The sequence below is a fragment of the Neobacillus drentensis genome (assembly GCF_036965245.1).
GTDB lineage: Bacteria > Bacillota > Bacilli > Bacillales > Cytobacillaceae > Neobacillus > Neobacillus drentensis_G.
This window is the reverse complement of the sequence record NZ_JBALPG010000074.1, coordinates 19,576-38,073: the sequence shown is the minus strand read 5'-3', so window position 1 is coordinate 38,073 and position 18,498 is coordinate 19,576. Positions and strand designations below refer to the sequence as shown.

Here is an 18,498-nt window from a genome sequence, read left to right as displayed (position 1 = left end):
AAAAATAGCGTGAGTCAATTCTCACGCTATTTTTTAAGCAATTTAATACTTATGCATCCGAGAACGGAACCCTTTACAGAAATATTCCCATCGCTTTTTAGGTTGGATTTTAAAAAAAGTGAAATTTTTAGGAAAATAGGTCAGTGCCTAATCCTTTTCAAAATCGCTGCTTCAATGAATCCCCAGGGCAGAAGACTTTTTAGAAACAAATTTTTCTTTACACTTTTGCCGATTGGGTATCTTAGGTCTGGAGATTTTTGTTGGGAGGCAATTTGAGCTACTAGTTTCGCAACTTCTATGGGATTGCCATGTTCTTCTTTTCCACTATTAATTTCTTTTAGCATACTCTCCATATAGGATAAGTAGGGGGAATCAGAGTTGATTTCCATTTCGTCAACACTTGTCCAAATATTAGTTTGATACGAACCAGGCTCAATTAAGGATACATCAATGCCAAATGGTTTAAGCTCAAGCCTCAAGCTTTCGCTATAACCCTCAAGTGCGTGCTTGGATGAAACATAAGCAGATAATCCAGGGAATCCCATTCTGCCGCTAATGCTGCTCATGTTGATAATTCTGCCTTGCCTTCTAGTCCTCATAAATGGAAGCGCTGCTTGGGTTACAGCAATTACTCCGAAAAAGTTTGTTTCAAATTGCCGTCGATATTCTTCAATGGAAAGTTCTTCACTAAAACCACCTAGTGCAAAGCCTGCATTGTTCACTAACACATCTACAGAAGGATAGGTGGTAAGCAGATTTTTCAAGTCATTAATAGATTCGGTGGAAGTTACATCAAGTGAGTGGATTTGAATCAACTCTACTAAATTTTTTTCTTTTGCTAGATGTAGCAATGGCTGTGCTTTTTTCACATCTCTCATTGTCGCAATGACAGTAAAGCCCTTTAAGGCCAGCTCAATCGCACATAACAAACCAAAACCACTAGATGACCCCGTAACAATTGCAGATTTATTGATCATATTTCCTCCCTTTAAAAATCCCTTTTCCTTTATTAAACCTTATCAACTAAAAGATTGTATATAAAATGGTTTTTTTTCCTTAATTTAAGGGATAGGAATTGAAACATTTCTACTTACCAAAGACGGAAAACAGCCATTCGAATGTGATCTTAGTTGGGAAAGTATAAGGTAAGACAAATTGTCATACTATGACTTTTTGTCTTACTATTTATTTTAGAAGTAAATTTAGAACTCACTCTGATCCAAGGTTTTATGTCTGGCATGAAAATTGCATCGAAATAAATTGAATTCATTATAATTCTACTAGGAGTGAAGAAAATGGGGAAGCTGGAAAAATTAAAAACAGGTTATGGGCTGTCGCTATTAGTCGCCGCATTAATACTTACTGGTTGTGCATCAGATAAGCCTGCTGCAACTGATAAGCCACAAGAAAACCAAACAGCATCTAAGGAACAAAATGCAATGAAAACATATGAACCCCCAAGCATTGAGAAGGTTCCAGAAGGTCCTTTAGGAGAATCGATTAAACTTGGCTTTAAGTTAATGAATGAAACGAATACCGCTCTGCCAAACAATGTAGGCAACAATTTAGCATGTTCCAGCTGCCACGGTACAGCAGGAACTGATACAACTTCACCTTTAACAGGTGTTACCGCTGTTTATCCAGCATACAATCCTCGAGCTGGAAAAGTGTTAACCATTGAAGACAGAGTCAATGGCTGCTTTAAAAGAAGTATGAACGGAAAGCCTCTTGAGGCAAACAGCGACGAGATGCGGGCAATGGTTGCCTATCTAAACTTTATCTCGACGGATGTACCTATTGGTATTAAAGAACGTCCATGGGTTATAAAAAATTCGCTGCAAACTGTTCCAAAACCAGACCTTGCAAATGGAGAAAAACTTTATCAACAATCTTGTTCATCTTGTCACGGTGCGGATGGTTCCGGGGCAGGTCCAACCTCGGGACCGGCACTTTGGGGAGACAAGTCGTTTAATATTGGAGCTGGCATTGGGCGAATATCAACAGCAGGTGGGTATATTAAACGAAATATGCCCCTTGGTGAAATGGGCGGCATTAAACAAGGAAGTTTAACCGACCAACAAGCAGCAGATCTTGCCGGCTTTATTCTTTCAAAAGAAAGACCTGATTTTGCAGACAAGGCAAATGATTGGCCACTGGGAAATGCGCCAGCAGATGTACCATATGAACTAAAAAGTAATAAAAATTAATATTTAAGATTGTAGGGTCAGTCTCCCGGTGAAACTTAAGCATTATTGCAACCGGAACTGGCCCGCATTTTTTATATTCAGTAAAAATTCATATAATTATCCTTTTTACATAGGTAATATAGGTTTTTTATTAGGTATAGTGAAAGAGGATGGGGTAATGAACTCGAAGTAAGGGGTAAGAAAAGATGAAAACAAAATGGTATTTTTTTATTCTCATAATAATTATTGTATCAGTCCTTTTAAATAACTTTATTAATCATCGCGAAGATACTCCAACAAAAATAGGGGTAATCATGATGGGAAACAGTAGGGTGGAAAAGCTTACTGGTTTGAAGAAAGGGATACGTGAACTTGGGTATAAGGAAGATGCGATTGAATATGTTGTGAAAAATGCCTTGGATAACGAAAAAACGTTAAATGAGAAAATCGATGAACTGATAAAAGAAAAGCCTGCCCTTATTGTTACAATGGGAGGAATCGAAACCTTAGCCTTAAAAGAAAAGATGGAAGAACAGAAAGTTAAAATCCCTGTTGTTTTTGCTGGAGTTGCAGCCCCAAAGGAGATTGGAATAATTAAAGATTACCGGTCCCCTGGAGGATTTTTTACAGGCATTAATAACTATCATACGAGTCTATCAGGAAAGAGGCTCGAGCTTTTGCATCAATTAGTTCCCTCCGCTAAAAGGTTCTTTGTTCTCTATGACAAAGAAAATAAAGTGAGCGTACTAAGCTTAGAGAATACGATAGATGCCGCAAAGAGTCTTGCTTTGCCAGTAATTCCCGTAAATATTAGCGACCCGAAATTTACCGAATTTTTAAGCGGAAATATACAGCAAGATGATGCACTGTTAATGGTACCAGGCTTTCGTATGGAATCTCTAACAGAGAAAATCGCAAAAATTATTAAAGAAAATAAAATCCCTGCAATGGGGGTTTACGGAAATGAGGTAGAGGAAGGAATTCTTGCAAGCTATGGATCAAGTTTCGAGGAACAAGGATACCAAGCTGCAAGGTATGTAAGTCGGATCCTCCAAGGGAATTCTCCCGCTGACCTTCCGGTTGAGCTTCCTGATACGATACACTTTTTCATTAATACAAAAGTAAAAGATGAACTAGGCATTGAGTTAAATAGTGAAATAACAAATCTAGCTGAATTTATCAAACCAGATAGGGAGGGGGCAAAATAATGGATGGTAAAATCCGGAATTGGCTCTCTTCTCAACCAATCCGTATAAAAGTGTTGGTATTTGGAATCATTATGTCGATTATACCGCTTTTGTTAACTAGTTATTATTATTATTCCAATGTTAAAGCAGACCTTGAAAATAGAATTCTAGCAAACCAGAAATTAGTTATTCAAAACCTATCAAGTGAAATTGAACTGGAGTTTAACCAGACATTTCGGCAATTGCAAATGGCTACTACTCTTAAGCAGCAGGGGAAGCAGCAGAGTATCTTTTATGATCTCTTACAACAAAATGAGTCAATTGAGGAAATTGTCATAACGGATGATGCGGGTTATATCCAAAAGAAAGTATCACGCTACAACTTAAATATTCCTTTAAAAAATGAAAAGTGGTTTTCAGATTCCTTTTGGTCGGATTTTCAATCAAAAAGTAAAACATATGGGAAGGTCGAATTTAATCAATTTGGCCAGCCAATTGTGAAAGTAATGATCCCATTTATTGAAGACGGAAAACAAAAAGGGATTGGGGCGATAATTCAGCTGCAAAAAATAATAGGCAAAATTTCATCACTTAGGCAGGAGGATTCAAGCTATTTATATCTGTTGGACAAAGATGGAAAAGTGATTGCCCATCAAGATTACAGTCAATTATGGAAAAAACACCCATACCCAGCTGACCGAGACGTTCTTGGAGTTCAAACAAAAATCAGCGACTTAGGTTGGACACTGGTGATGGAGCAGCCAGCATCTACGGCGTACGAACCGATTAACCATATGTTCAGGAATGGCTTATATGTAGCTGCAATCGCAACAATTATTGTCAGTCTCATCAGTGTTTATGCCGGACTCTATTTCACAACACCAATCATCTATTTGGAAAAAGGGATGAATAATCTAAAAACGGGAAGGAAACCAGCTCCCATTTTATTAAACCGTCAGGATGAATTAGGGAAGCTAGCTGAGTCCTTCAATGAAATGAGTAGCGAACTGCAGGAAAAATCTCTTCGGCTGGAACAAGAAAAAGAAAGGTTGAGTGTAGTAGTAGACGGAATTGAAGCTGGTTTAGCACTTGTAACGAAAGATTATAAGGTAACATGGATGAATCCTTTGTTACAAATATGGATTCATAACCAAGATGTTCATTTACCATGTTTCACATTATTGGGCGGGAAAAAGGAAGCATGTGAAGATTGTCCAATCACCTGCCCTGAACTTGATGCGAACGGGAACTCCATTATGAAGACAAAAGGAGAAAATGGAGAGGAAAGGATTTTCAATCACCGCGTTTTCCCGCTGAATCATGCTATGAATGGTGAGGGAGAGTTCTTAATTGTTATTGAAGACATAACTGAGCAAAAACAAATAGAAGAAAAAATGATTCAAACAGATAAATTAACTGCGCTTGGATTAATGGCATCGAGCTTTGCTCATGAAGTAAACAATCCTCTTGCAACTATAAATGTATTCGCGGAGGATTTGATTGACCGGTTGGAACAAAAAGATACAGAGTTAGATGAAGAAGAAATGGCGTTATATTTAGCGAAAATAAAAGAAAATACCGAAAGATGCAAAAGAATAACTAGTAATCTATTAAATTTTTCCAGAAAATCGAATTGGACGGTTACACATATCGATGTAAATGAAACGATTACTAATAGTATTCATTTAGTGGAATCTACATTAAAAAAGAAGCAAATTAAGCTAACTACAGAACTTCCGCATGACTTACCAGTTCTATTCGGTGATAGCTTAAAAATGATGCAAGTGATCGTCAATTTAATCAATAATGCAATTGATGCAGTGGAAAAGGCTGGACAGCTTATGATTACTGCCAAGGTGGAACAAAATTCAGTGTGTATACAGGTAATCGATAACGGTTACGGTATCGCACCTGAGGTGTTGGGCAAAATCTTCGACCCCTTTTATACAACAAAGCCAGTTGGAAAAGGGACGGGACTTGGATTATCGGTATGTTATGGCATCATTGAAGAATTTGGCGGTACGATCCAAGTAGAAAGTATAGAAGCTGCTGGAACGACTGTAACAGTCCGAATACCGATTAAAAAAAGCGAATGGGAGTGAGATTTCCATGAGTGGAACAAAACTTTTAATTGTCGATGATGAAACTGATTTGGCTAGTCTTCTAGTGAAAAGACTTTCACGGAAAGGTTACGAGGCCCATACAGTCGGAACTGCTGAGGATGCGCTGGCATTATTAAAACAGCATTTTTTTGATATTGCTATTTATGATATTCGTCTCCCGAAGATGGACGGGATTTCGCTGTTAAAAGAAACAAAAATAGTAGCCCCTGAGACAGAAATTGTCATGTTAACAGGACATGGGACAATTGAAACAGCGATAGAAGCGATGAAATTAGGGGCTTTCGATTATTTAACGAAGCCTTACAATCTGTCGGAGTTAGAATTAACGATCAAAAAGGCCGAGGAAAATAAAAGATTAAAAATTAAAAATGACAACATGAAAAATATTATCAAGCAGCAGAATCAGTTCATGATCATTGGCAAAAGTCCTATTTTTAAGGAAGTAATTGACTTAACCCGACGTATTGCGGATAGTGAAGTCCCTGTATTGATAGAGGGTGAGAGCGGAACAGGAAAAGAGTTGTTTGCTAAAGCTTTGCATTATTGGAGCAGCCGTTCAGAGGAGCCATTCGTAGCTGTGAACTCAGGAGCCCTCCCGGAGCAGCTTCTTGAAAGTGAATTATTTGGTCACGTCAGGGGTGCCTTTACAGGAGCAAACCAAGATAAGAAGGGCCTTGTTGAGGCGGCAGATGGCGGAACATTGTTTTTGGATGAATTAGGAGAAATGCCATTAGCCTTACAAGTAAAGCTGCTTCGTTTCCTTGAACTTGGGGAATTTCGTCGTGTAGGAGATGTAAGAGAGAGAAAAGTAAAAGTTCGTGTAGTCGCTGCTACAAATCGAAATATGGAAAAAGAGGTGGAAGAAGGAAATTTTCGTGAGGATTTGTTTTACCGATTGAATGTTGTCAAATTAACGATTCCTCCCCTTCGGAAGCGAAAGGAGGATATTCCTTCATTAATCGATTATTTTATCAAGCAAAAGAAATCTCCTGAAAAAGTCCTATCAGAGGATGCTTTAGCAGCATTGCAACACTATGATTTTCCAGGGAATGTCCGGGAACTTAACCATTTAATTGAAAGAGGTATGTTATTATCAAGCGGCGGAAGAATTGAAGCAGCCGATTTACTTCTGCCAAGACAAAAGGCCATGGATGGACAAATGAAGGAAGTGGAACTCTGCACATTGGAGAAACTAGAGAAAGAACATATCGCTCGTGTGCTGAATCGATTGTCGTGGAATAAAACAAAAACGGCTGAAATACTTGGGATCAGTGTGCGGAATTTATATCGAAAAATTGAACAATACGGGCTAAAAGAATCATAGTTGTACTGGTTGTGAATTGTTTAAGACAAGGTCCGAAGTACTGAGAGGTTCAAAATGATATTAACTTGGAAATATAGCGTTCTGACAAAATGACATATGCAACAACATACCTATGACAAAACGTCAATAAAAAGCAGCAAAGGGAAAATTTCCTTTTGCTGCTTTTTATTTTGAATAGAATTGATAGCTTGGTAAATCAAGCCTTGACCAGTATGAAGTAAAGGATTTTCCCCAGAATTGGAGGAGATTTATATTTTGGCACAATACTTGCATTAGTAAAGGGTGAAACAAAAAATTCAAAGGATGTGGCAAGATGTTGTCAAATATTGGTGTGCCGGGACTAATTTTAATTCTTGTGTTAGCGCTTATTATTTTCGGACCGAAAAAACTCCCTGAAGTCGGCCGGGCAGTTGGGCAAACCTTAAAAGAGTTTAAGAAGTCGGCTCGTGAACTTACAAGTGATGCAATCGATGATGTAAAAAAAGAAACAAAGGATGTTTCCGACACCTTCACAAAATAGGAGAGGAGTATTGTCATGGCTCTTAAGACAAAAAATGGTTTAGAACCAATAGAATATGCCGAACTTGCTGAACATTTTGTACCTGATGCTCAAAAAGTTCTATCCGAAAGTAGTTATGATACAACATTAGGTTTAAATATGGCTAGAGACGCTAGGAAGGTCATAAATGGAAATTTACAAATTGAAGATTTTCACAAAATTTATTCTGCTTCGTTATTGAAGGAATTTGGTGATCAGTATGCTAGCGTGGACACCACTACAGAATCAACGCAAAAGAAAGATACTGGTCCAAAATGGGGCATGGTGATTGATTTAAAAAAATGTGTTGGTTGTGATACATGTACCGTTTCCTGTAAATCAGAAAATAGAACACCGCCAGGAATGTCCTACAATGTTGTCCTTGAAACATTTAAGGGTGATTATCCGAACATCTCGGTAGTGAACCTGCCAAGACCTTGTATGCAATGTGATAAACCGCCATGTGTACAGGTTTGCCCGACAAGAGCAACCTATAAGCTCGACAATGGCATTGTCATAATTGATAATGATCGCTGCATTGGCTGTCGCTATTGTATGGTTGCATGTCCATATGGAGCAAGGTCCTATGATTTTGGTGATGGTTATGAGCAGGAAATGATAGGCTATAACGATGTGACCAGTCCGGAATATGGGGTGGAACGGGGCGAAAGAAAAAAAGGAAAGATCCCAGAAGAAACCGTTCGTAAATGTAGTTTTTGCTATCATCGCCTGCAGCGCGGAGAAGAGCCTGCATGTGTGGAAACATGTATTGGCGACGCCCGTTATTTTGGCGATATGAATGATCCAAATAGTGTCGTTTCCAAGCTTGCCGCTAGTCCGAGGGCGTTTCGTCTAAAGGAGGAATTAGGTACACAGCCACGAGTGGTTTATTTAAGATAGTAATCCTTCACTTGTGGTAGTTTTCAAAAGGGAGTGGTAAAAATGATGACAAAAGCGAGTCTTGGTAAAAATATGCCTGCTTTTCAACAAAAGAAGCGATTAAGGAAAATCGAAATAATCTGGTGGACATGTTTAATCATATGTTTTGGAATAGGTATATACTCGATTATTAGCGGATATTTTTTAGAAGGAATGTCTTCAACATATTTATCGAACATCGTCCCATGGGGAGGATGGGTTGCGTTTTATATTTATTTTATTGGCATGAGTGCAGGTTCCTTTTTACTATCAACGATGATTTATGGATTCGGTATGGAGAAATATGAAAAAATTGGACGGTCAGCGCTATTATCAGCGATTGTCTGTATGATTACTGCGATTACCTTTATATTCTTTGATATTGGCCGTCCAGACCATATTATGAATTCCGTTATTTATTGGAACGTCATGAGTACGATGTCATGGGAAATCCACTTTTATATTGTTTATATCGTGTTATTAGTGACGGAATTGTATTTTTCAATGCGGAAAGATTTGATTACATTAGCAAAAAACAATGATATTAAAGGTAAAATATATCGCTTCCTTACCTTTAAAAAGCAAGAATTCACAGCAGCCGATGCAGCCCGTGATAAAAAAAGATTGAAGGTAATGGGAATCATTGGTATACCTCTGGCGATATTTGGAGTGCATGGAGGAACAGGATCGATTTTCGCAGTGGTAAAAGCACAGCCTTATTTAAATTCTGGATTATTTCCACTCATCTTTATTCTTTCTGCACTTGTATCAGGAACTGCGTTATCGATTGCGGTTTATGTAATAAAGGCTAAAGTTCAAAAACAGGAATTGGATGTTCCAATGGTTCGTTCGTTGGGCAGCATGCTTGCCTTATTTTTGGGAATTGAATTTATTATGGTTTGGTATGAATTTCTCATTGGAATATATGGGTTAGGTCATGAAGAACTTGGAACGATAAAATTATTAACTGGAAGCAAATGGTGGTGGAGCTTCTGGATTTTTCAAATGGGACTTGCTATGTTCTTCCCATTAATCATTTTATTTATTAAGAAGACACGGAAATCGGTCAACTGGATCTTAGCCGCATCGATTATGACGATTATTGGTGTTGTAGGAGTTCGGTTTAACATGGTTGTGCCAACCTTGATCATGCCTAAATTGGAAGGCATGCCCGTTGGAAATTATTATCCAAACCTGTCGGAATGGCTGACAACATTTGGACTTATCGCCATGTGTCTTATCATCTATACACTTGGAGAAAAAGTGTTGCCGATTGAGGAACTAGACTCTCATGAAAGTGGAGTGAATAAATATGAGTAAGGATAAATTTAATCGTCGAGGATTTCTAAAAGCACTCGGTACATTTGGTGTAGTTGCAATCGTCAGCCCAGCATTTGTTGGACCTGTGAAGCAAGTATTCGGCGGAGTTTGGACTGATGATGGTCATGGTATCGGAACACATTATCAAGATTATACGGCGGAGGATATCATCTTCACTTCCTGTCAACAGTGTAACGCCAGTTGTACCATTAAAACCTTTATTGTTGCTGGAAACCCCAATAGTCCGTATTCATCAATCGTTCGAAAAATCGCTGGAAATCAATACAGCCCGATTGGCATGGTACCATTTGGACATATCCAATATAATACGCCAATTACCGAAGCGGTTAAAGGAACGGCTGATATGGCGAGAACAGGACATTCCTTTCGGGGAGCGAAAACTTGTCTGAAAGGGCAAGCTGGAATCCAAACGGCCTACGATGCTTACCGAATTCAAAAGCCCCTTAAACGTGTTGGGAAACGAGGAAGCGGCGTCTGGAAAACAATCAGCTGGGAACAAGCATATAAGGAAATCCTCGAAGGCAGTAAAGATCTTGGTACACCAGGGTTAAAGGAAATCTGGGCCTATGTACCTGAAGCCCAAGTGATGGCTGATTGGGAAAAAGTAAAAAAACAGGAAATGACAAAAGCAGAATTTGATTCAAAATATAACAAAGTCCTTATTGATACGAATCACCCTGATTTCGGCCCTAAATCAAACCAGATTGTCGTCATGTCCGGTCATCGACGAGAATTTATTGAAAGATTAGCTAATGGAAGTATTGGATCAGCAAATTATTATGATCATGGCGGCTATTGTGGAGTTCAAAGTGTAGTGGGAAATGTCCGTTCACATGATACGACTAAGCAAAAGCAACGGATGATTCCTGATTATGAAAATGCCGAATTTGTTCTTGTTTGGGGTACAAACCCATTAACAGCTAATCGTGGTCCGACAACCTTTGCACCGCAAATAACAAATGCCATCGACCGCGGCATGAAAATGATTGTAATTGACCCGCGCTTCAGCAAAACTGCGGAGAAAGCGCATTTGTGGGTTCCTGTTAAACCAGGCGGGGACGGTGCCCTGGCACTTGCTATGTGCCGCTGGGTTATTGAAAATAAGCGCTATGATGAACAATATTTACGAAATCCTAATGGCAAGGAAGCAGAGCAGGATGATGAACCAACCTGGAGCGACGCTACCTATTTAGTGAATGTTAGTGATAAAAAACGACCGTTCTTGCGGGCTAAAGATCTTGGTCTAGGTGAGGAAGAATTTGTCGTATTAGAAAATGGCCAGCCTGTCTTGTTTAGCAATGCCCATCAAGGAGATCTGGAAGTTAATACCACGATAAATGGAATCAATGTAAAATCTGTTTTTAGCATTTTTAAAGAAAAAGTATTGGAAAAATCACTTGAAGAGTATTCAATCCAATGCAATGTTCCAATCGAACAAATTAGTGATATAGCGAGAGAATTTACTTCTCATGGAAAAAAAGTAGGAATCCATTCCTATCGCGGTCCAGCTATGCATACTAATGGTTATTACAGCGTTCGTGCCATCAACATGTTAAACCATCTAGTCGGGAATCATGACTGGAAGGGTGGGGACACTGCAATGGGTGCGAAATTTAAGGTGACAGAGGGGCGCTATGATTTAGCCACAGTACCAAATGCCAATATCGCATGGGGGATTCCGCTTACAAGGCATAAAGTCCCGTATGAAAAAACGTCTCTATTTGCAAAGGACGGCTACCCTGCGAAGCGGCCATGGTATCCACTCGGAAATAAATTAATTCATGATGTGCTTCCAAGTGCTGCCGAAGGATATCCATACAAAATTCGTGCCATGATGATAAATCGGACTTCACCTATCATGTCTGGTCCGCGTTCGGATATGCAGAAGAAATTTATTCGAGATCAAAAGGTAGTCGAACTCGTAGTATCTTCAGATATCGTGATTGGCGAAACAACAAAGTATGCTGATTTTGTTTTACCAGACTTATCTTATCTGGAAAGCTGGAACGCAGAAGAAATATTCCCGATTTTAAAATATAAATTCGCCGGTCTTATTCAGCCAGTAACTCGGATTGTTCCAAATGCTCGGCCGACTGAGCAAGTTTATATCGATTTGTTGAAAGGGCTGGAGCTTCCTGGAGTTGGGAAAAATGCATTTGTCGATGGTTCCAATCTTGATTGTCCAGAGGATTATTATCTAAAACGCGTGGCCAATATTGCTTTCGATGGCAAGCAGCCGGTCCAGGATGCGAATGACGAAGAACTTGCTATTTTTGAGAAGGCAAGAAAGAAAGCACTAGGCAAGTATTTTGATATCAACGTTTTGAAAAATGCTGTGAAACCTGAGGAATGGAAAAAAGTCGTTTTCGTCCTCAACCGAGGTGGAAGATATGAGCCGCTTGGTGATGAATATATTGGAAACCATATTAAATATCAATTTAATAATCTAGTTCATTTTTATGATGAAAAGGCAGCCGGCTTTAAGAGTGCCTATACTGGAAAGTTTTTTGAAGGTGTGCCAATTGCTGATGAAATTAGACTCTATAATGGAGAGGTTTATTCACCGCCAAAACCGTTTCAATTTATTAATTGGAAATCGAGGAATGTGTCGACACACCGCACAGAAAGTAATCCGTGGTTAAGGGAAATCCGTCCCGAAAACTATTTATGGATTAACCCAGTTGATGCAAAAAAGAAAGGCATTAAAACTGGGGACACTGTTATGATTACTTCAACAAGTGCGGAAGTAAAAGGAATTGCCCTCGTAACGCCGGGAATTAAGCCGGGGATTCTTGGTGCGAATTATAATTTTGGCCATTTTGCAAATGGTTCAACGGATGTAAAAATTGATGGAACCATAGTGAAGAAGACTGAAAAATACGGACATCTTCCGTTTGACACGAATGTTCCGCTTCATGAGGAAAGCGGCTATGCGAAGGAACGGGGAAGAGGATTCTCGGTCAATGCATTAGCAGATAAAGACCCTAGCTATTTTGAAGGCTTTCTCGCAGATTTGATAATTGGAGGTCCAGCACAGCAAAATGTTTATGTCGATGTGAAGAAAGTGTAAGCAAAAGGGAGGTAATGAAAGTGCAGACACTAGAGGAACTCCAAGGCAGCTTGACTCTGGCAAATATCATGTCAGTCATTTGGCTTGGTGACTGGGAACGATATGAAAATATTTTTGCGGAAATGCCTGAAACCCTGAAAAATGAGTTTCCATTCCATCCATATTACGATCGGGAAGAAGTAGAAATCTGGTATGACAATCATTTTTTCATCCCTGGATCGTTTTTCATTCCACCATATTTCTCCTCCTATTGCTGTCAAAACAAGGGAGCAGTGGAGGACAGCAAGAAAAGTTTATTATGTTTAATCGGTCATTATGAAAAAATGGGATTTTATTTCCCGCTTGAAAATAATCTCTACCCAGATCATTTAGGTTGTTTGATGGTATTTATCACTTCTATATTACAGGAGCAAATCAAAGCGGTTCAAAGTCAAAATACCGAATTATCCGATGAAATGAGTGCTTTAAAGAATGAACTATTATCGGATTTTCTTTACCCTATTCTGCAGCCAATGCAAATGTATGCAGAGAATCGCGTGAAACACCCGTTTATTAAAGAATTTTTAAATTATTTTTGTCACAACGTAGAAAAAGAAGAATTATTATCATAGATTTAATTAGTTGTTGATAATGAATAAGATAGGTTAAGAGTAAAATCATTTAAAAATATTATTCAAAGAAACACATGGGACTTTCATTTTGAAAAACCATGTGTTTTGTTTTTATGAAATGTTTCCAATAAATTCAAAAAAAAATACAGCGATTTCCCTTTTGATGGTAAAGTAGTGCAACCTCTTTGTTTGTTTTGATGTTAAAATATAGTAAATCATTAAAAGATATGTTTAGGTTTGTCATAAAGAGGTGATAGCAGCAATGAGTCTCGATGTTAAATTGACCGTCCAAGAAATACTAGAGAATAGAAGTTTTAAAGATGCCGAAGTAATTGCAGGGGAAGCTGGACTTCACCGGACAGTGAAGTGGATCCACATCATGGAGGTAACGGGGATAGATGAGCTTCTTAACGGAGACGAGTTGATTCTTTCGACTGGTATTGGCTTAAGGGAAAATAACGAGATCTTTCTTTCATTTTTTAAACAGCTCATTGATTCCGGGGCAGCAGGTATTTGTATTGAACTAGGAACCTATATTCCTAGCATTCCGGAAGAAATAATAGAATTAGCAAATCTTCATGATTTTCCGTTAATTGTTTTTTATCAAAAAGTCCGATTTGTTGACATTACACAAGATTTACATACGGTATTAATAAAAAAGCATTATCAAATGATTTCAGATTTAGAATATTTTTCACATCAATTAAATCAATTACTGCTTACTTCACACCCAGAGCAGAAAATTCTGAAGTTCCTGCATGAGCACTTAAAATTATCGGTTGTTTTGATTCCAAATCAAGGGGAAACTCAAATTTTATCTAGGAAATCACCGAAAGAACAAAAGAAAATTCTGCAGTTGTTAAAAGAAAAAAATATCCATTGTCATAAAAATATCGCCCACCAAGCGATACAGGCATTAAATCAAATTTTAGCAGATATATATATTATTTCTGACTCGGAATGTATTACAGAATATGAATCACTTATTTTAGATCGGAGTGCTACCGCACTTGCACAAAACACTTTACGTGACTTATATATTGAAGAACGAAGAAAGGCAAAAGAAACAGAATGGATTCAACAATGGTTAGATGGAATACATAGTGAAGAACAAGTGAACAGATACCTATCTGAAATTGAGCCTCATTTTGAAGCCAATGGATGTCTGGTATTACTTTTTAAAATCAATCAAGCCGAGGAGGAAAATTCAGATATTACGCTTTTGAAAATCTTGTTTCGTTCTGTCTTTCAGTCCCAAGGATTCCTATTACTCTCGACAAATCGAAAAAACCAACTTATTTTTATCCTGCTAAATAAGCGAAAAAATACTGATTGGAAGCAGAGAATGGAGGCAGGAATTAAGCAAATTCAAAAAGCAATAGATGAAGATCCAAAGTTTACAAAACTAACATTCGGTATTGGCAGGTTTATCCATAATCTAAGTAATATGAAAGATAGTTATCGTACTGCACAAGAAGCCTTAATCATTCAAGAGCGAATACCAAATGACTGTTTCAGTAACTTTTATGAGGATTTATATATTTTTCGTCTCGTAGCAATAGCCAACAATCATGGAGCACTTGATGATTTTATTGATGATTATTTGGCTCCCGTCGTCAAATATGATCAGCAGAATAATGGGAAATTGCTAGAAACATTAAAAGTCTATTTGAAATGCTACGGTTCAAAGAAGGAAACCGCAGCCAATCTATTCATAGTTCGTCAGACACTTTATCAACGACTCCAAAAATTAGCTGAACTGTTAGGTGAAGACTTTATGGAAAGCTATAAAAGGCAGGCAATAGAATTTGCCCTCAATGCGTACGAATATCTTTCCGCTTCTAAAAAACAATAGAATTAGTTAATGCAGAAACCAATTCCCATTGGTTTCTTTTTTTGTCATTGTCTCTAATAATTCAGGTAATATTGCTAAAATGTTCAGAAATTTACGTAAACATATTTACATTGTGTCTACTGTGTACGCTTTCAAATACCGCTATAATCAAAACAAAGAATGAAATAACATTATTGGAGGTTTTCTATAATGGTGATATCACAAAAAATGAAAACGCTTAAAAACTATATTGGTGGAAAGTGGATCGAGTCCACGAGCACACTGGCTGAAGAAGTGCCTAATCCGGCAACTGGGGAAGTTATTGCACGTGTCCCTCTTTCTACTAGAGAAGATTTAGATCATGCTGTAGCTACAGCTAAAGAAGCATTCAAAACATGGAAAAAGGTGGCTGTACCGCGCCGGGCCCGGATTCTGTTCCGTTATCAGCAGCTTTTAGTGGAAAACTGGAAGGAATTAGCTGAGTTGATTACGATGGAAAACGGAAAAAGTTACGAGGAAGCATTTGGGGAAGTCCAGCGCGGCATTGAATGTGTGGAATTTGCTGCTGGGGCACCAACCTTAATGATGGGAACTCAACTTCCCGATATTGCTACTGATATTGAATCAGGAATGTACCGTTATCCAATTGGTGTCATCGGAGGAATAACTCCGTTTAATTTTCCAATGATGGTTCCGTGCTGGATGTTCCCACTTGCTATTGCTTGTGGAAACACATTTGTATTAAAACCGTCCGAAAGAACACCGTTACTGGCGAATCGTTTAGCTGAATTGTTTCAAGAGGCTGGCCTGCCGGATGGTGTTTTTAATATCGTACATGGTGCCCACGATGTGGTTAATGGAATTCTTGAAAATGGGGACGTAAAGGCAGTCTCTTTCGTTGGTTCGCAGCCTGTGGCTGAATATATCTATAAAACTGCAGCCGCTAACGGCAAGCGTGTCCAAGCTCTTGCAGGGGCAAAGAATCATTCCATTGTCTTGCCTGATGCTGATTTGGACAACGCGGTAAAAAATATCATTGGCGCAGCATTTGGTTCTGCGGGTGAGCGTTGTATGGCAGCGGCAGTTGTTGTGGCGGTTGGGGACATAGCGGATGAGCTAATCAACCGGCTTAAAACAGCAGCAGATGACATTAAAATTGGCAATGGCATCGATGAGGGCGTGTTCCTTGGACCAGTCATTAGAGAGTCGCATAAAAAGCGTACGCTTCACTATATTGAAATGGGTGAAAATGAGGGCGCATCTCTGATCCGGGATGGCAGGAAAGATGCAGTATCCGAACAGGGATACTTTGTTGGTCCAACTATTTTTGACAACGTTCAACCTAGTATGAAAATTTGGCAGGATGAAATTTTTGCACCGGTACTTTCAGTTGTTAGGGTCGAAACCCTTGAGGAAGCAATTGAGCTTACCAATAAATCAGAGTTTGCAAATGGTGCCTGTTTATATACGGATAGTGCTAAAGCAGTTCGTGAATTCCGTGATGAAATTGATGCAGGGATGCTCGGGATCAACCTTGGCGTACCGGCCCCAATGGCCTTCTTCCCATTTTCAGGCTATAAGAAATCATTCTATGGTGACCTTCATGCAAATGGAAAAGATGGTGTAGAATTCTATACCCGTAAGAAAATGCTTACTGCTCGTTACTAATTGAATTTATTTACAAAGAGAATGGGGTTGATTATTTTGAAAGCACAAACAAAAAATTTCCAAGAAATAGATGAAAAATTTCTCTGGCATGCCATGAGGGGGGCTTCTCCAAGTCCGTCAAATTTAATTGTCACTAAAGCAGAAGGTGCCTGGGTAACGGATATTGATGGAAATCGTTATTTAGATGGTATGTCAGGACTTTGGTGTGTGAATGTTGGCTACGGTCGGAAAGAGCTTGCAAAAGCGGCATACGACCAGCTAGAAGAAATGCCATACTTTCCATTATCACAAAGCCATGTCCCTGCGATTAAATTAGCCGAAAAATTAAATGAATGGCTCGGTGGTGATTATGTTATTTTCTTCTCGAACAGTGGATCGGAAGCGAATGAAACAGCGTTTAAAATAGCTCGGCAATATCACCAACAAAAAGGGAACCATGGGCGTTATAAGTTTATTTCCCGCTATCGTGCATACCATGGCAATTCAATGGGGGCACTAGCCGCAACGGGACAAGCACAGCGAAAGTATAAATATGAACCGCTTGGCCAAGGATTCCTGCATGTCGCACCGCCTGATACGTATCGCAATCCTGATGACATCGATACACTCGCAAGTGCAGAGGAAATCAATCGCGTGATGACATGGGAGTTAAGCGAAACCATTGCCGGGGTTATAATGGAGCCGATTATTACTGGGGGAGGAATTTTAATGCCTCCGGATGGCTATATGGCAAAGGTAAAAGAAATTTGTGAGACGCATGGTGCCCTCTTGATTTGTGATGAAGTAATCTGCGGATTCGGACGGACAGGGAAACCTTTTGGATTTATGAACTATGGTGTCAAACCGGATATCATTACAATGGCAAAAGGAATTACTAGTGCCTATCTTCCATTATCGGCAACAGCGGTTAAAAGGGAGATTTACGAGGCTTACACTGGCAGTGAGGATTATGACCGTTTTCGTCATGTGAATACGTTTGGAGGAAATCCTGCTGCTTGTGCGTTAGCATTGAAGAATCTAGAAATCATGGAAAATGAAAAGCTGATCGAGCGTTCAAAGGTATTGGGTGAGCGGCTATTGCGCGAGCTTGAAGATATAAAGGAGCATCCAAATGTAGGAGATGTGCGCGGAAAAGGCTTGCTTCTTGGAATTGAGCTTGTCGAAGATAAACAAACGAAGGAACCTGCTACGATAGATAAACTGAATAAAGTTATTGGCGCCTGCAAAGAAAAAGGATTATTAATAGGAAAAAATGGCGACACAGTTGCCGGATACAACAATGTGTTGCAGCTTTCACCACCATTGAGTATTACAGAAGAAGACTTTTCCTTTATTGTTAAGATAGTAAAAGAGAGCATTTTTCAGTTATAATCGGTATCGGTTTATTCGGTTGTGATTGGAAGGTTCAATACTATTGTAACAATCAAACTATAGTAGTATGTGCCTTGCCCCAATTCTGAAATTTGTCGTAATTGGGGCAAGGCACCGTTCATTTGTTAAATTCTATTTATTTTTTCTTCTATATAAATCCATCGATTTGTAGCCCTCACCTAGGATAGTCTCCATTTCCAATAACCGTTTTTCTTGGGTTTCTTTCCTTTTTGCACTATAAACGTAACGGGCCCAGTCCTTTTGATATCCAAAAGTTAATTCGTTGTAGGTTTTTAATAATTCTTCGTTTTTATTTAAATAATTCTT

At 38.9% G+C, this 18,498-nt stretch carries 14 protein-coding genes; 12 read left to right on the top strand and 2 right to left on the bottom strand.

The genetic code is table 11. The annotated features are described in order from the left end of the window. Window positions 1-140: 140 nt before the first annotated feature. Window positions 141-977 carry an SDR family oxidoreductase gene (locus tag V7150_RS16155; protein WP_335520343.1) on the bottom strand — a complete coding sequence of 279 codons (837 nt, stop codon included), beginning with the start codon at window positions 975-977 and terminating at the stop codon, window positions 141-143. A gap of 318 nt (window positions 978-1,295) precedes the next feature. Here V7150_RS16155 and V7150_RS16150 point away from each other — a divergent pair, with 318 nt between their 5' ends. The 12 genes from V7150_RS16150 (at window position 1,296) to V7150_RS16095 (ending at window position 18,171) form a co-directional block, all read left to right on the top strand. Continuing rightward, complete coding sequence (locus tag V7150_RS16150; RefSeq protein WP_335520339.1) at window positions 1,296-2,207, top strand: c-type cytochrome; 912 nt, start codon at window positions 1,296-1,298, stop codon at window positions 2,205-2,207. 185 nt (window positions 2,208-2,392) lie between these two features. After that, window positions 2,393-3,394, top strand: coding sequence for an ABC transporter substrate-binding protein (locus tag V7150_RS16145; RefSeq protein WP_335520337.1), 1,002 nt, complete (start codon window positions 2,393-2,395; stop codon window positions 3,392-3,394). Next, window positions 3,394-5,475, top strand: a complete 2,082-nt coding sequence (locus V7150_RS16140; RefSeq protein WP_335520332.1) for an ATP-binding protein — start codon at window positions 3,394-3,396, stop codon at window positions 5,473-5,475. The genes V7150_RS16145 and V7150_RS16140 overlap by 1 nt, the downstream gene beginning before the upstream one ends. Before the next feature lie 7 nt (window positions 5,476-5,482). After that, a complete protein-coding gene (locus tag V7150_RS16135) occupies window positions 5,483-6,820 on the top strand; it encodes a sigma-54-dependent transcriptional regulator (protein ID WP_335520329.1) in 1,338 nt (445 codons plus the stop codon). Window positions 6,821-7,133: 313 nt separating this feature from the next. Next, the gene (locus V7150_RS16130; RefSeq protein ID WP_335520327.1) at window positions 7,134-7,340 is read left to right on the top strand and encodes a twin-arginine translocase TatA/TatE family subunit; all 207 of its coding nucleotides are present in this window, start codon (window positions 7,134-7,136) and stop codon (window positions 7,338-7,340) included. Between the two features lie 15 nt (window positions 7,341-7,355). Further along, window positions 7,356-8,258: a 4Fe-4S dicluster domain-containing protein gene (locus tag V7150_RS16125; protein WP_335520322.1), complete on the top strand. Its 903-nt coding sequence runs from the start codon at window positions 7,356-7,358 to the stop codon at window positions 8,256-8,258. Window positions 8,259-8,300: 42 nt separating this feature from the next. After that, a complete protein-coding gene (nrfD, locus tag V7150_RS16120) occupies window positions 8,301-9,596 on the top strand; it encodes an NrfD/PsrC family molybdoenzyme membrane anchor subunit (protein ID WP_335520319.1) in 1,296 nt (431 codons plus the stop codon). Next, on the top strand, window positions 9,589-12,687 hold the full coding sequence (locus tag V7150_RS16115) for a molybdopterin-dependent oxidoreductase (RefSeq protein ID WP_335520316.1): 3,099 nt from the start codon (window positions 9,589-9,591) through the stop codon (window positions 12,685-12,687). Before nrfD ends, V7150_RS16115 begins: the two co-directional genes overlap by 8 nt. Before the next feature lie 14 nt (window positions 12,688-12,701). Beyond that, the gene (locus tag V7150_RS16110; protein ID WP_335520314.1) at window positions 12,702-13,298 is read left to right on the top strand and encodes a molecular chaperone TorD family protein; all 597 of its coding nucleotides are present in this window, start codon (window positions 12,702-12,704) and stop codon (window positions 13,296-13,298) included. 262 nt (window positions 13,299-13,560) lie between these two features. Next, the gene (locus tag V7150_RS16105; protein ID WP_335520311.1) at window positions 13,561-15,153 is read left to right on the top strand and encodes a PucR family transcriptional regulator; all 1,593 of its coding nucleotides are present in this window, start codon (window positions 13,561-13,563) and stop codon (window positions 15,151-15,153) included. Between the two features lie 189 nt (window positions 15,154-15,342). After that, on the top strand, window positions 15,343-16,800 hold the full coding sequence (locus V7150_RS16100; protein WP_335520308.1) for a CoA-acylating methylmalonate-semialdehyde dehydrogenase: 1,458 nt from the start codon (window positions 15,343-15,345) through the stop codon (window positions 16,798-16,800). A gap of 36 nt (window positions 16,801-16,836) precedes the next feature. Continuing rightward, window positions 16,837-18,171, top strand: coding sequence for an aspartate aminotransferase family protein (locus V7150_RS16095; protein WP_420490302.1), 1,335 nt, complete (start codon window positions 16,837-16,839; stop codon window positions 18,169-18,171). A 132-nt stretch (window positions 18,172-18,303) separates the two neighbouring features. On the opposite strand, the gene V7150_RS16090 is transcribed toward V7150_RS16095, so the two are convergent. After that, a partial coding sequence (locus V7150_RS16090) for a YdeI/OmpD-associated family protein (protein WP_335520304.1) occupies window positions 18,304-18,498 on the bottom strand: 195 nt, incomplete at its 5' end.